The 14,239-nt window shown below is 46.7% G+C and carries 10 protein-coding genes; 8 read left to right on the forward strand and 2 right to left on the reverse strand.

From position 1 onward, the window contains the following. Positions 1 to 127: 127 nt before the first annotated feature. Positions 128 to 1,342: an MGDG synthase family glycosyltransferase gene (locus tag ACE04G_RS09870; protein WP_237176597.1), complete on the reverse strand. Its 1,215-nt coding sequence runs from the start codon at positions 1,340 to 1,342 to the stop codon at positions 128 to 130. A 383-nt stretch (positions 1,343 to 1,725) separates the two neighbouring features. Between ACE04G_RS09870 and ACE04G_RS09875 the strand changes: the two genes are divergently transcribed. The 4 genes from ACE04G_RS09875 to ACE04G_RS09890 all read left to right on the forward strand — a co-directional run bounded on the left by ACE04G_RS09875 (position 1,726) and on the right by ACE04G_RS09890 (position 10,455). Further along, on the forward strand, positions 1,726 to 2,307 hold the full coding sequence (locus tag ACE04G_RS09875; protein WP_076209603.1) for a TetR/AcrR family transcriptional regulator: 582 nt from the start codon (positions 1,726 to 1,728) through the stop codon (positions 2,305 to 2,307). A gap of 208 nt (positions 2,308 to 2,515) precedes the next feature. Beyond that, complete coding sequence (locus ACE04G_RS09880) at positions 2,516 to 4,798, forward strand: YhgE/Pip domain-containing protein (protein WP_221819110.1); 2,283 nt, start codon at positions 2,516 to 2,518, stop codon at positions 4,796 to 4,798. A 672-nt stretch (positions 4,799 to 5,470) separates the two neighbouring features. Next, a complete protein-coding gene (gene gltB, locus ACE04G_RS09885) occupies positions 5,471 to 10,069 on the forward strand; it encodes a glutamate synthase large subunit (protein ID WP_339182679.1) in 4,599 nt (1,532 codons plus the stop codon). 230 nt (positions 10,070 to 10,299) lie between these two features. Beyond that, the gene (locus ACE04G_RS09890) at positions 10,300 to 10,455 is read left to right on the forward strand and encodes a hypothetical protein (RefSeq protein ID WP_017690128.1); all 156 of its coding nucleotides are present in this window, start codon (positions 10,300 to 10,302) and stop codon (positions 10,453 to 10,455) included. Positions 10,456 to 10,551: 96 nt separating this feature from the next. Here the strand turns inward: ACE04G_RS09890 and ACE04G_RS09895 are convergent, their stop codons facing one another. Further along, positions 10,552 to 10,920, reverse strand: coding sequence for a helix-turn-helix domain-containing protein (locus ACE04G_RS09895; RefSeq protein ID WP_017690127.1), 369 nt, complete (start codon positions 10,918 to 10,920; stop codon positions 10,552 to 10,554). Between the two features lie 377 nt (positions 10,921 to 11,297). Between ACE04G_RS09895 and ACE04G_RS09900 the strand changes: the two genes are divergently transcribed. The 4 genes from ACE04G_RS09900 to ACE04G_RS09915 all read left to right on the forward strand — a co-directional run bounded on the left by ACE04G_RS09900 (position 11,298) and on the right by ACE04G_RS09915 (position 14,062). Further along, entirely contained in the window at positions 11,298 to 11,702 is a 405-nt protein-coding gene (locus ACE04G_RS09900; protein ID WP_127551237.1) for a hypothetical protein, read from the forward strand. A gap of 155 nt (positions 11,703 to 11,857) precedes the next feature. Next, the gene (locus tag ACE04G_RS09905) at positions 11,858 to 12,616 is read left to right on the forward strand and encodes a tyrosine-protein phosphatase (protein ID WP_339182683.1); all 759 of its coding nucleotides are present in this window, start codon (positions 11,858 to 11,860) and stop codon (positions 12,614 to 12,616) included. A gap of 32 nt (positions 12,617 to 12,648) precedes the next feature. Continuing rightward, on the forward strand, positions 12,649 to 13,404 hold the full coding sequence (locus ACE04G_RS09910) for a YveK family protein (protein WP_152417061.1): 756 nt from the start codon (positions 12,649 to 12,651) through the stop codon (positions 13,402 to 13,404). Further along, on the forward strand, positions 13,385 to 14,062 hold the full coding sequence (locus ACE04G_RS09915) for a CpsD/CapB family tyrosine-protein kinase (RefSeq protein WP_339307243.1): 678 nt from the start codon (positions 13,385 to 13,387) through the stop codon (positions 14,060 to 14,062). Before ACE04G_RS09910 ends, ACE04G_RS09915 begins: the two co-directional genes overlap by 20 nt. The last annotated feature ends 177 nt before the right edge of the window (positions 14,063 to 14,239 follow it).

Below are 14,239 nucleotides of genomic sequence, written 5' to 3' on the forward strand. Positions count from 1 at the left end.
GAATTAGTAAAAATAAAAGAAGGTTCCCTTCCAAAAATTCGGAAGGGAACCTTCTTTGTATATCTTGAGTAATTGTCTTGTGCCCTATAACACCTCGTGAGAGCTGTTCTATAGGCCCCTAGAGGCGTCAGAATGGTATTCTGGTACCTGACAAGGACGTGGCAGCAATTCCGGCTGTGAAGCGCTCCACGGAGGTTGTTGTGACTTCGGCTGTAGTCGGGAACAATAAGTTATGAACAGCTTGAGCACAGCACTTCGGATCATAGGCCGACTGATTACCTGAAATATGTGCTACGTTCAGCGGGCTTTCAGTTTGAGTAGATGCCTGCTCAACTAGTTGTCTGAAACGATTGGTGATCACGTCGGCAGAATGAATGACCTGGCCGTATCCGGCTTGTACAAAGTATTCACAGTTCTCTTCCTCTTGACCTGCAATCGGAGGAATGAACAACATCGGTAGACCCTTGGCCAGTGCTTCGGTGCATGTCATGCCACCTGGCTTCGTAATCAGCACATCGGATACATCCATCAGTTTGCTTACTTCCCGTGTATATCCCAGAATACGAATATTCGGATGCTGGAAGCAAGGCATTTCCTTCATTTTTGCGATCATTTTTTCATTGCTTCCTAGACAAAAGACCAATTGAACACGATCTGCCCAGGACGTGAGAGCTTTCATATGGTCCTCATCAAACGAAAGTCCCCATCCACCACCCATAAGCAGCGCCGTAGGCATGTTCTGAAGCCCCATCTCTTCCCGTAGCTTCACCTTATCTCCTGCTTCCCAGAAGTCTGGATGCACAGGGATTCCCGTGATCTGAATATGGGAGGGATCGACGCCCCGAATCTCAAGCAATGCTTTGACCTGAGGGGTAGAGACCAGATATTTGTTCACTTCCGGATTAATCCATGTTCCGTGCACGTCATAATCCGTCACGACCGTATAGAGCGGGATATTCAGACCCTGGCGTTTGAGCCGGGAAATGACTGCATTCGGAAAAGGATGGGTACAGATGACCGCATCGGGTTTCAGTTGGGATACGACCTGTGCCGTCTGTGTATAGAAAATTCGGTGCAACGCCAGCTTGGTAAAACCATTTAATGATTTATTGTACTGTGTGCGGTACAACAGGCTGACCAGTTTGGGTTGAACCGATAGTGTCTTTCGATATGCAGAGAAAATTAGTGGAGCTACCGTTGGGTTCAAAAATTTGCCTAGTTCAATGACACGACTGTGAACATGTGGACTGACTTTTTTGATGCCATGTGCCAGCGCATGAGCGGCCTGAGTGTGACCGGTACCGAAACCTTCCGATAATAAGAGCACTCTTGGTTTTCGCATGAGTTCACCTTTATTCATAAGTTTTAATTCAAAATGAAGATATTCATTGTTTATTCTAGCTAGGGAATGCGTTATTACATGAATATACATTGAAGCGTAAAATCATGTTTCTTCTATGAATATTTACACCATATATCATACAATGAGACAACCTAAACTTCATTATATATACGTATTATCTGAGTCATCTTACACTATAGACGACGACAGAAGGAGTTTCCACTGCATTTAGGTTAAAAAATATTAACACAATTTTTAAAATGTTAGGGTTGCAATCTGTTTTCTAAGGTGGTATTGTATATTTTGACCGAATGACCGAATTGTATTTTTGGTCATTTATGTAGAGCGATTGAACAATGAATGTGTTTAAAAGGAGGGATATGATGGCTCCGATTGACAGGAGACAGCAGGTTATTCATGCAGCAGCCCAGTCGTTTGCCATGTTTGGATACAAAGCAACGACGATGGATCAGGTCGCCAAGATTGCGAACGTTGGCAAAGGAACAATCTATACGTTTTTCACCAATAAGGAACAATTGTTTGATCAGATCCTGGTAGAAGTGATTCAGGAAATGAAGAACATCGCGCATCGTGAAGTACATCAGGAAAGTGCATTTTTCGATAATCTGTTTCGGGTGCTGGATGCATTGTTAGAGTTTCGTCGTGATCACGACCTGCTCGTTAAGTTATCTCAGGAGCTGAAGGACTTTGGAACGCTGCAGGCCAAGGAAGGTTTAGACAAGGTGGAGAAGGTAATCTCCGACTTTCTGGCTAAGGAGCTTGAGAAAGCAAAAGACAATGGAGAGATTCGAGATTGTGATCCGCAAGTCGTCGCATTTATGATGATTCGCCTGTACATTGCACTCACCTCAGACTGGAGCAAACAACATCAACCGCTGAGCAAAGAGGAAATCAAGACTTACTTTCGCCTTTTCTTAATGGAAGGAATTGCTGCTATAACGTAATCCGAATTTATATCTACTATAATATATGGATTTTCACGCGTATCAAGCAGGGAGGCTTGTCGGAAGACAGGTTGTTTTTTTTGTCCTAAAGTGACCGTTTGAGGAAAGTGGTCAGTTCGTGTTTCAGTATGTTTTCTGGAATGCCGCATTGTATTTCATTATGGTTATTCCTGCTCATGGAGCAGAGAGATTAAGGGGAGAAAATGACATGAAATCTTTATCCGTGTTTTTCAAGGATGTGGGATCGGCCGTGAGAAACCCGAAGGTGTTGATCCCTGTTATTGCAATTATGTTTATACCGATCCTGTATAGTGGCATCTATCTGGCGGCCTATTGGGACCCGTATGGTCATGTGGATGAGATGCCGGTTGCTGTTGTCAATCTGGACAAAGGCGCTGAGCTGGAGGGCAAATCCCTCCATGTGGGTAGTGATCTGGTGGATGAACTGAAGAAAAATGCCGATTTCAAATGGGACTTTGTCAGTGCGAGTCAAGCCAAAGAAGGCATGAGTAATGACAAATATTATATGCAAATTACGATTCCGGAGAACTTCTCATCCCAAGCAACAACATTGCTCGATGACAAGCCGGAGCCGGCTGATCTGATCTATGAACCGAATGGCAATTACAGCTTTGTCGGTGCGCAGATCGGTAAGACCGCTATTAAGGACCTGAAAGCAAAAGTTTCCGCCAAAGTAACGGAATCCTATGCAGAGACATTGCTCGACAAGTTCTCCGAAGTATCAGATGGCTTGGCTGAGGCAGGCGATGGGGCTGGTGAACTGAATACCGGCGCAGGCAAACTGGATGATGGTGCTGTTAAGCTCAAGGATAATCTGGCGAAGCTTGCATCAGGAACGCTTGAACTTCAGGAAGGACTTTCTCCATTAAGTGATGGTGTTAACGCGCTGCATACAGGGGCAACCAAACTTGAAAGTGGAACATCGAATCTTGTATCCGGTCTGCAACAGCTTCAGGCAGCTGCTTCTAGCCAGCTTCAGAGCGGAGCAGATCAGTTGAAGGATGGCAGCGCCAAGTTGGAAACCGGACTCCAGTCTTCACTGGATGGCACAAGCAAGTTGCAGGCTGGCCTGAAATCGTCAGAACAGGGCAGTGCGAAGCTGTCGGATGGTCTGCAAAGTGCCGTTCAGGGCAGCGGTACACTGGCAACAGGCCTGCAATCGGCTGTAGATGGCAGTTCCAAGGTTGCTGATGGTGCACAGGGTGTAGCCGCCGGATTGAAACAGCTTGCTGCATCAAACCCGGAACTGGCCGAAAATGCGGATGTACAGAAACTGCTTGCGGCAAGTGAAGCTGTTGCTGATGGCAGTGCGCAACTGCATGAGAGCGAGCAGAAGCTGGCGCAGGGTGCAGATCAGCTGCATCAGGGTAACCAGCAACTGGCTGCGGGTGCAGCCGAGCTTCATGGAGGTCAGGAGCAACTTCTGGCTGGTACGAACCAGTTAGTGGATGGTCAGCAACAATTGCTGGCTGGTGCCGGGCAGCTTAGTCAAGGAGGAGCACAGCTCTCCGATGGCCTGAAGCAGTTCAGCGGCAAGTTGGGTGATGCTGCAAGTGGCGGTACATTGCTTGCAGATGGTGCCAAGCAGCTGGGCTCAGGGACAACAGCTTTGCAAACGGGTGTAGGTAAACTAAGTGGTGGCGTTCATTCACTAACCGATGGTTCGAAGCAATTGGGTGATGGCGCGGGCAAACTGGCTGACGGTCTTACCGAGCTAAAAGATGGCTCAAGTGAACTGGCAACCAAGCTGAATGACGCCGCTCAGAAAACATCCGAAGTTAAGAAAACGGATGATGTAGTGAACATGTTCGCTGAACCGGTGAACTCCTCGGAGAACACAGCAGAGAACGTGAGCAATTATGGTACAGGATTGACACCGTTCTTCCTGTCGATCGGTCTGTTTGTGGGATCGTTGATTTCCACGATTGTATTGAAAATGCGGGAAACGTCCGTACCTGGTGCAACAGGCTGGAATCGTTTTGTCAGCCGGACACTGGTATTTGGGTCCGTGAGCATTTTCCAATCGGTTATCGTGGCAAGTTTCATGTTATATGGTCTTGGACTGGAGACACACAGCATAGGGCTGTTCTACCTGTTTACCATTATTACCGGGCTGACCTTCATGTTGATTGTTCAGGCACTTGTAACCTGGCTGGATCTGCCTGGACGTTATGTTGTCATTCTGCTTCTGGTCTTCCAGCTTGCGGCAAGTGCAGGAACCTTCCCGGTAGAACTGATTCCATCATGGCTTCAGGCATTTAGCCCTTGGTTGCCAATGACACACAGCATTATGGGCTTCAAAGCCGTGGTATCGAGTGGTAATCTGGATGTGATGTGGCATCAGGCAGGTATTCTTAGCATCTATGCAGGGGTATCCATTCTGCTGACGCTTGCTTACTTCCTCTGGAATGGCAGACGTCCGAAAAAAGAAGTCGAACAGGCTGATTCTGGTCAAGTTGTGACGGCATAAGTCGAACCTGATCTTCAGCAGGGACATATTTTTGAAAAAAACTTTATTTTCTTGTAGTGAAATTATGCAATATAGTAGTCAAATAGTGCAAATAGCCTGTAGCCCCAAAAAGGGGTTGCAGGCTATTTTGTATACAAATGCATAGAGAAGTAAAGTTTCGCTGGCTTAAGCAGTGAAAATTTGGTGGAATTATGGATAAACGTAGGCTGCACATGGAACGATTTTCTTCTGTCAGCAATTTAATTCAGTTGTACTCTGGCTTAAAAAGTGTATAATTATTCGAAAAAGAGATGAATTTAAACGTCACTACTGTAAAGCTGTACTGCAAAACATTTCTTATCAGAGGTATTAAAAAGTTTAAATTGCGCTGATGTTAGGTCGGTGTTAAAATAATAGAACTATATCAAAAAAACGTCGCTCCATTTCAGTAGCCGTGCCAGCGGCTGCGTGTTGATTTATACAGGCTGTTTGCCGGATCGTCCGGATCAGCTCATCTCATTACAATGGCTTCTGCCCAATAGCAGGCATTATTTTTGACAGTCTCATGCTGTCACCTCTTCTATCTAGCAGGCTCTATCGCAAGCGAAAGGCCAGCTCCTCCCGTTTCATTGTTGCCTGTTGCCTATGTTCTTGATCTTTCCGAAATACTTCATTATAGAAAGGTTGCGTTCCATGAGACACATCGGATTACCTCCAAAACAGGGTCTGTATGACCCGCAGTTCGAAAAAGACGCATGCGGAATGGGTTTTGTTGCCAACATCAAAGGAGTACCTTCACACGATATCGTTAGTCAGGCACTGACCATGCTCAGTAACATGGAGCACCGTGGAGGACAGGGAAGTGAGCCGAATTCCGGTGACGGAGCAGGTATCCTGATTCAGATTCCACATCGCTTTTTTGCGGAGGAAGCGAAACGCCTTGGTTTTGCATTGCCTGAACAGGGATTCTATGGCGTAGGTATGTTGTTCCTCTCCCAAGACCCTGCCATTCGCAGTGCGCATGAAGAGAGCCTTAAGAAGATTATTGAAGAAGAAGGTCAGACGTTCCTGGGTTTCCGGGATGTTCCTACTTTTGATGAAATGCTTGGCCGTTCTGCACTTGCAGCGAAACCTTATGTACGTCAGGTGTTCATTGGAAGATCCGCAGATGTGAAGGATGAGCTTGGATTCGAGCGTAAGCTGTATGTTATTCGCAGACGTGCTGAGCTGGCTATTCGTTATTCGGCAGATGAAGCAGAAGGTGGTTCGTTCTACCTTCCGAGCATGTCTTGTCGCAAAATTGTATATAAAGGCATGCTGACAACTGAACAAGTTGGCGGGTTCTATCTGGATCTGCAGGAAGAACTCGTGGAATCGGCCATTGGACTTGTGCATTCCCGTTTCAGTACAAACACCTTCCCAAGCTGGGAACGTGCCCACCCGTATCGCTTCATGATCCACAACGGTGAGATCAACACGATGCGTGGTAACGTGAACTGGATGCATGCTAGACAGTCCTTGTTTGAGAGCGAGTTGTTTGGTAACGACATCGCCAAAGTGAAACCAGTCATCAATCCGGACGGTTCGGATACAGCCATGTTTGATAACACACTGGAGTTCCTGTATCTGAGCGGCCGTTCTCTGCCACACGTGGCCATGATGATGGTTCCTGAACCTTGGAGCACGGATGAGGGAATGGACCCTGCCAAAAAGGCATTTTATGAGTATCACAGCACAATGATGGAGCCTTGGGATGGACCAGCAGCAATGGCCTTCACAGATGGTTTGCAAATCGGTGCAACACTCGACCGTAATGGATTACGTCCAGCTCGTTATTATGTAACCAAAGATGACCGTATTATCCTGTCCTCCGAAGTTGGGGTACTTGATATCGCGCCGGAAGAGATCCTGTACAAAGATCGTCTGCGTCCAGGTCGGATGTTGCTTGTGGATACACAAGAAGGCCGCATCATCGCGGATGAGGAAGTAAAAGCAATCATTGCAGCCGAGAATCCGTATCAGGATTGGCTTGACGAGCATTTGATGGATCTGAGCGAGTTGCCGGAAGCACCGGAACTTCCTGATCCAAAACATGATAACGTGACCCAGCTTCAGCTCGCTTATGGTTATACATTTGAAGAACTGCGTAAAATCCTGGAGCCCATGGCAACAACAGGTATGGAAGCTACGGGTTCGATGGGTTATGATGCACCGCTGGCTGTGCTGTCGGATCGTCCGCAGCGTCTGTACAACTACTTTAAACAGATGTTCGCCCAGGTAACCAACCCGCCAATCGATGCAATCCGTGAAGAGATTGTAACATCTACGGCAACAACGATTGGTCCTGAGCGCAATTTGCTGAACCCTGAACCGGAGAGTTGTCGCCAGATACGTCTGGATACACCGGTATTGTCCAATGAAGACTTTGCGAAGATTCGCCATGTGCGTCGCCCAGGGTTCCGCTCCATGACGATTCCAATCTTCTTCACCGCTGCGGAAGGAGCAGAAGGACTTCGCAAAGCGATGGATTTGCTCTTCGAAGCTGCAGACCGTGTCATCGACAAAGGTCATAACATTCTGATCCTGTCTGACCGCGGTGTGGACGCAGAGAATGCTGCCATTCCTGCATTGCTTGCTGTAGCAGGTCTGCATCACCATCTGATTCGCCAGGGAACCAGAACCAAAGTCAGCATTATGCTCGAATCGGCAGAACCGCGCGATATTCACCACTACGCGTTGCTGCTGGGTTATGGTGTAAGTGCGGTGAACCCTTATCTGGCCTTTGAAACGCTGGATGACATGATCCAGCAAGGGTTGCTGCGTGGCATCTCGCATGAGAAAGCAGTGAAAAACTACATTAAAGCAGCTACCAAAGGCGTTACTAAAGTGTTGTCCAAAATGGGAATTTCTACGATTCAATCGTATCGTGGAGCTCAAATCTTCGAAGCGGTAGGTCTGAAATCAGACTTCGTTGACCGTTACTTTACCTGGACACCTTCCCGTATCGGTGGAATTGGGTTGGAAGAAGTGGCAGCCGAAGCGTTGACACATCATAACCGTGCCTTTACGGAAAAAGACGGTAACGATAAAGTATTGGATTCCGGTGGGGATTATCAATGGCGTAACGACGGAGAAGAGCATCTGTTCAATCCGCAAACCATTCATACCCTGCAACATGCAGTACGCACTGGGGATTACAAGCTGTATAAAAAATATTCCAAACTTGTGCAAGGTGAGAATGATCAACTGTTGACCATTCGCTCCATGCTGAAACTGAAACCGGTGGGAGCTTCCATTCCACTCGAAGAAGTTGAATCCGTAGAAGACATCATGCGTCGTTTCAAAACAGGTGCAATGTCCTTTGGTTCGATCAGTAAAGAGGCGCATGAAGATCTTGCCATTGCTATGAACCGTGTTGGAGGTAAATCCAATACCGGTGAAGGTGGAGAAGATCCGGCTCGCTTCATTAAAGATAGCAACGGGGATTCCCGCCGCAGTGCGATTAAACAGGTAGCATCCGGACGTTTTGGTGTTACATCCAACTACTTGGTTAATGCCGACGAGATTCAGATTAAAATGGCTCAGGGAGCTAAACCAGGTGAAGGCGGACAGCTGCCAGGACGTAAAGTGTATCCTTGGGTTGCTGAAGTCCGTGGTTCAACACCGGGTGTAGGTCTGATCTCGCCACCACCGCATCACGATATCTACTCGATCGAAGATCTGGCAGAGTTGATCTATGACTTGAAAAATGCCAATCCGCGTGCTGAGATTAACGTGAAGCTGGTATCGGAAGTGGGCGTGGGTACCATCGCAGCTGGTGTAGCCAAAGGCCGTGCCGATATTATCCTTGTCAGCGGTTATGACGGTGGTACAGGTGCATCACCGCAAGGTTCGATTCGCCACGCAGGTATGCCTTGGGAACTAGGTCTTGCAGAGACACATCAAACGTTGATGCTGAACAATCTGCGTGACCGTGTTGTCCTTGAAACAGACGGCAAAATGCTTAACGGTCGTGACTTGGCGATTGCAGCCTTGCTTGGAGCAGAAGAGTATGGTTTCTCTACAGCACCGCTCGTTGCACTTGGCTGTATCATGATGCGTGTCTGTCAAATGGATACCTGTCCGGTTGGTGTAGCGACACAGAATCCGGAATTGCGTAAAAATTATATGGGTGATCCGGCTCATGTGGTTAACTTCATGCGATTTGTTGCTGAAGATGTGCGTGAGATCATGGCTGATCTTGGTTTCCGTACGATTCAGGAGATGGTCGGACGTACAGATTGCCTCGAAACGGTAGAAGCCGTAGATCACTGGAAGAAAAAAGGTGTGGATCTGTCTGTATTGCTGCACGTGCCTGAAATGCCGGAAGGCTCTGCGCGTTACCGCACACAGCATCAGAATCACCAATTGGAAGAAACGCTGGATATGCAACAATTGCTGCCACTGGCACAGTCTGCTATTGAATCCGGTCAACCGGTTGAAGCGGTGCTTCCAATTACAAACGTTAACCGTGCAGTAGGTACCATTTTGGGTAGTGAGATCACACGCAAATATGGACTCGCAGGATTGCCGGAAGATACGGTTAAATTCAAATTTGTCGGCTCTGCCGGACAAAGCTTTGGGGCCTTTGTACCTAAAGGTATGACCTTGACCGTTGAAGGGGATTCCAATGACTACGTTGGTAAAGGACTGTCCGGAGGTAAACTGATCGTGATGCCTTCCCCGAAAGCAACGTTTGAGGCGGAAGATAACATCATTATCGGTAACACGGCTCTCTACGGAGCAACAAGCGGTGAAGCGTACATCCGTGGTATTGCCGGTGAGCGATTTGCTGTACGTAACTCGGGCGCCAAAGTAGTCGTTGAAGGTGTAGGCGACCATGGTTGTGAGTATATGACAGGTGGACGTGTCGTTGTACTGGGCGATACAGGTCGTAACTTTGCAGCAGGGATGTCCGGAGGTATTGCCTATGTGTATGATCCGGAAGGTACATTCCTGAAACGTTGTAATCTGGAAATGGTTCTTTTGGAGCGTATCGAAGATGTGGCCGAAAGTGCAGATCTGCGAGGCATGATTCAACGTCATGTTGCCAATACAGGAAGTGCTGTCGGTCAGCGCGTTCTGGATAACTGGCAAGATGCGCTGAATCAGTTCGTTCGGGTTATTCCGAAGGACTTCAAGCGGATGACAGAACAGATCGAACGGATTCAGGCAACAGGTCTGACAGGAGAAGCGGCGCTGCTTGCAGCGTTTGAAGCGAATATGCGTGAACTTGCACGTGCTGGAGGTTAATAACTTCCATGTTCAAAGGTGGAAGTGCATGAACAGGTTGTATTAAGAATAATAGGAGCAATATGGTTGCCATTCCGGCACCATATTGCTCCTATTTTGCTTTCGACAAAATTAGAACCCCATCAAAAAACGTTATCGCCATGAGACGACAACATCGAGGAACATTCTCAAGTATAATAAGGCTAGTTTTGGAGGGCAGGGAAAGTATAAAGATAAGAGAGGTTAGCGGAATGAATATGAAGCATCCAAACAGGGACGATCGTAGGCCGACAGGTAAACAAGTCGAAGCAACCCAGATGGACATCATGAAGGTTTTACTGCAATGCGGAATCGACCCGGAGCGTTGGAACCATTTCGTATCCTCTGTCAACAACAAGCGTCCTTGACACAATAGACAAGCAGGGAATGGAAGGGAATTAAAACACAAAAAAAGCCCAGAAGCCAGAGAGGTTATCTCTCGGGAACTGGGTCCTCTTTCGGGTTTAGTCCATGCTGCGTTCCATTCGGACAAACGCAATAAAACGACGTGCCTCTTCTTCTGTTAAGGACTTCCCATCAATCATCAGATCGAAGCGTTCCAACACTTCCTTATCCGATAACTCCAAGGTATCAACGAATTCGCGTACGTCCTCATCCATCACGACATCGCTTTGCTTTGTACGTCCTATAAGATAATCAATAGACACCTCAAAGATGTCAGCAAGTCTCGTTAACACTTCGAAATCCGGTTTGCGACGGTTCTTCTCGTAGTGGGAGAGAGCAGCTCTGGTAATATGAATGGAGCTCGCAAGTTCTTCTTGAGTAAGTCCCCGCTGTTCCCGTAATTCAGCAATGCGATTTCCGTAGCTCATAAGCTATTTCCCCCTGAACGACATCAAATATATATTGAAACAATCCTGAGCCAAGTGTTTGATCAGGGCAGCTTTCCTGCAAAAGAGTAACTCCGCATGTGTTTCCTTTAACCCATTCCCATTTGTAAATAGGTCTGTCTAAGGACATCTCAAATTGTCGTAAATCAAAAGAACCATGTCCAAATACCGCTTGACATGATACGTATTGTATCGTAAATTGGACGTATGGAGTTACAAAATGTATCATTTGGAATATTTTAAGTATCTCCTTGTTGCCTGGACCATATACCTGTGAGAAGGAAGTGGAGGCAGTCCAGTTGGCTAATCCATTCTAAAGGAATGAAACCATGTATTCAATAATTCAGGAATGGGCTGATATGAAATTAAATGTCCATATGTACATTCAGGAGTTTCATGGGAAAATGGTAGACCGCAAAAGACGCCCTGTTCTGTTACTTGGAATGGACACTCAAGCAATCACCTTCCTGAGCGACCTGAACTTGCCGGTATCATCAGAAATGCTCATTGGTTTGGATGTTGAAGATCAACATGTATGTGTACGACTTCACGCAAGGTTGCAATGGAAACAGCCCTTCGGTGAGCTCACAATGTATCATTCGAACTTGCATATTCAGCACGAACAGAAACTATATATAACTGGACAGTTAAACACAATGCTTACTGAAGTTCAGTTTCCCGCGGTTTCCCGTTTTCAGTATGAAAAGGCAACAGAACAAAAGGCTCTGCAGGAACCCTATCATTACATTGATTTCACCATATAATTCCAAGTCGATTCTTAACATTTTCTGAACAAAACATGTACTTAACGCCATTTTACTATATTTCATAGCGTTATGCATTAGTTCTTTAACACCAAAAGCATTTGCGCAATGAATAAAGGGGCGAGGGGGCTCATACTATTTCAGGAAGTTTGGATATGGTTGAAATGCACTGCCACATATTATCCGGCCTAGATGATGGTCCTGTTCGAATGGAGCAGTCCATTGCAATGGCTGAGAAGGCGGCAGCCTCAGGAATTACCTCCATTATTGCTACTCCGCATCACCTGAACGGGCAATACAACAATGAACCGATGGTGGTTAATCAGGCCGTGAACCTGCTTCACGCAGAACTTCGCAATCGCAACATTCGCCTGGAGATCCGTCCCGGACAGGAGATCAGGGTGCATGACAACCTGATTGGAGACTTATATGCAGGAAAGTGCTGCACACTCGCCGGAAGTCGTTACATGTTGTTGGAACTTCCCTTTGGTCATATTCCCTCACAGTTCCCCAGGATACTGCATGAATTACGAATAGCGGGAATTACCCCTATTATTGCTCATCCGGAACGCAATCGTGTCATTTTGAAGAAGCCAAAGTTGTTGGCTGATTACTTGAGTCAAGGCGGACTATGTCAGCTCACAGCTCAATCTTTCACTGGGCTTTTCGGACGGAAAGTTCGGCAGTGGTGTTTTCATTTTTGCAAAGAAAACGGGTTTCATTTCATTTCATCAGATGCACATGATACGTGCACAAGGACATTTGCCATAAGTGAAGGAGAGCGGGTCATCGAGCGTCGATTTGGAGCTGAAGCCGTTAAGAGGCTGGCAGAGAATGCGTCGCACATTCTATCGAATTCGTGTCTGGTTACAGAACGCTGGAAACCTCGCAAATGGCTACTGTCCATCTGGTAGTTACATAGGATAGATCACAACGTATAGGAGGAATGAAAGTGGAACTGAAAGGATATTTTCGACTCTTACAAAAGAAACTGTGGTTGATTGTTGCAATTGCTTTGATAGCCGGTGTGGGTGCAGGGGTCAAAAGCATTTTCTTCACCCAGCCCATCTATGAGGCAAGTTCCAAATTGATCGTGAACCAGACCTCTAACGTACAAGGCCAAGCGATGATGGACTTCAGCATGATTCAAACCAATATCAAACTCATTAACTCTTACAGAGAAATTATTAAATCTTCCGCCATTATGGATAAAGTCGCTACCACGTATCCAGACCTGGGCTTAACCTCTGCTCAGCTCATGAATAGCACCTCCGTCTCTACAGCCAGCGAATCCCAAGTGATGAGCATAACTGTACAAGGGACTACCTACGAAAAAGCCGCAAAAACGGTCAATGCCATCTCCAACGTGTTCCAATCTCAAATCCCCCTGATCATGAAAATCGATAATGTGGCTATCCTCAGCGAAGCAAAAGTGGATAGTAACGCATCTCCAATCAATATGAAAACCACATTAAGCATCATTGTCAGTCTGTTCGCAGGTCTTGTGCTCGCGATTGCACTCGTATTCCTGCTGGATTATCTGGATGACACATTCAAATCCGAAACTGAACTTGAAAAAGAGCTGGGCCTGCCTGTGCTTACAGTGATATCCAAAATGAAAAAAGATGATCTGAAAAACACGAAAAATTACGTATCTCAACAGAAAGTGGGGGATGGCAAATATGTCGCGGCTAACCAATGAAAATAACAGTCTGGTGACCTATTTTAACTCCAAATCTCAAATCTCGGAGGGATACCGTAAATTACGGACGAACATCCAGTTCTCCTCAATCGACAGTCATATCAAAAAAATCATGGTGGCTTCCGCTGAATCCGGCGAAGGCAAGACCACAACCATTAGCAACCTGGCGGTAACCTATGCCCAGGAAGGCAAAAAAGTTCTGCTGATCGATGCGGATCTGCGTAATCCTTCCTTACACCAGGTGTTTTCCGTACCGAATCATATCGGTCTTAGTAGTGTGCTGTCTAATCAGTACAGTGTGGAAGAAGTGCTTAGAGAGAGCTACATCGACAATCTCCAATTATTCACTTCTGGCCCAATTCCGCCGAACCCTTCCGAGATGATCGGTTCCAACCGGATGAAAAGGCTGATTGAGAAGTTAGAGGATCAATATGATGTCATCATGTTTGATACACCGCCGGTGCTCGCGGTAACGGATGCACTCATTGTGAGTTCGCTGTGTGATGGTGTGCTGCTGGTCGTGAACTCGGGCAAGGTCAAGAAGGAACTGGTGAAGAAGACCAAGGCTGCTCTGGAACATGTGAATGCACGGATCCTGGGCGCAATTCTGAACAATATCAAAAACGCTGCAGTACCGGTGGGCTACGGAGAGAAGTAAACCTTCCATCCAATGCTCCCAAGCAAACAGGTAATGTCTACTGCACCTTTATCACTGTAGGCACTCGGTCATGCTGTGGGTTCAATGAACCTTAGACGTTAATCGTCGAAGGTATGACGTGAGGACGGGTTAGATGCCCTGGTTCAACTTTTATCAAACTAAAAAAAAAGAGGATAG

Source organism: Paenibacillus sp. AGC31, assembly GCF_057334655.1.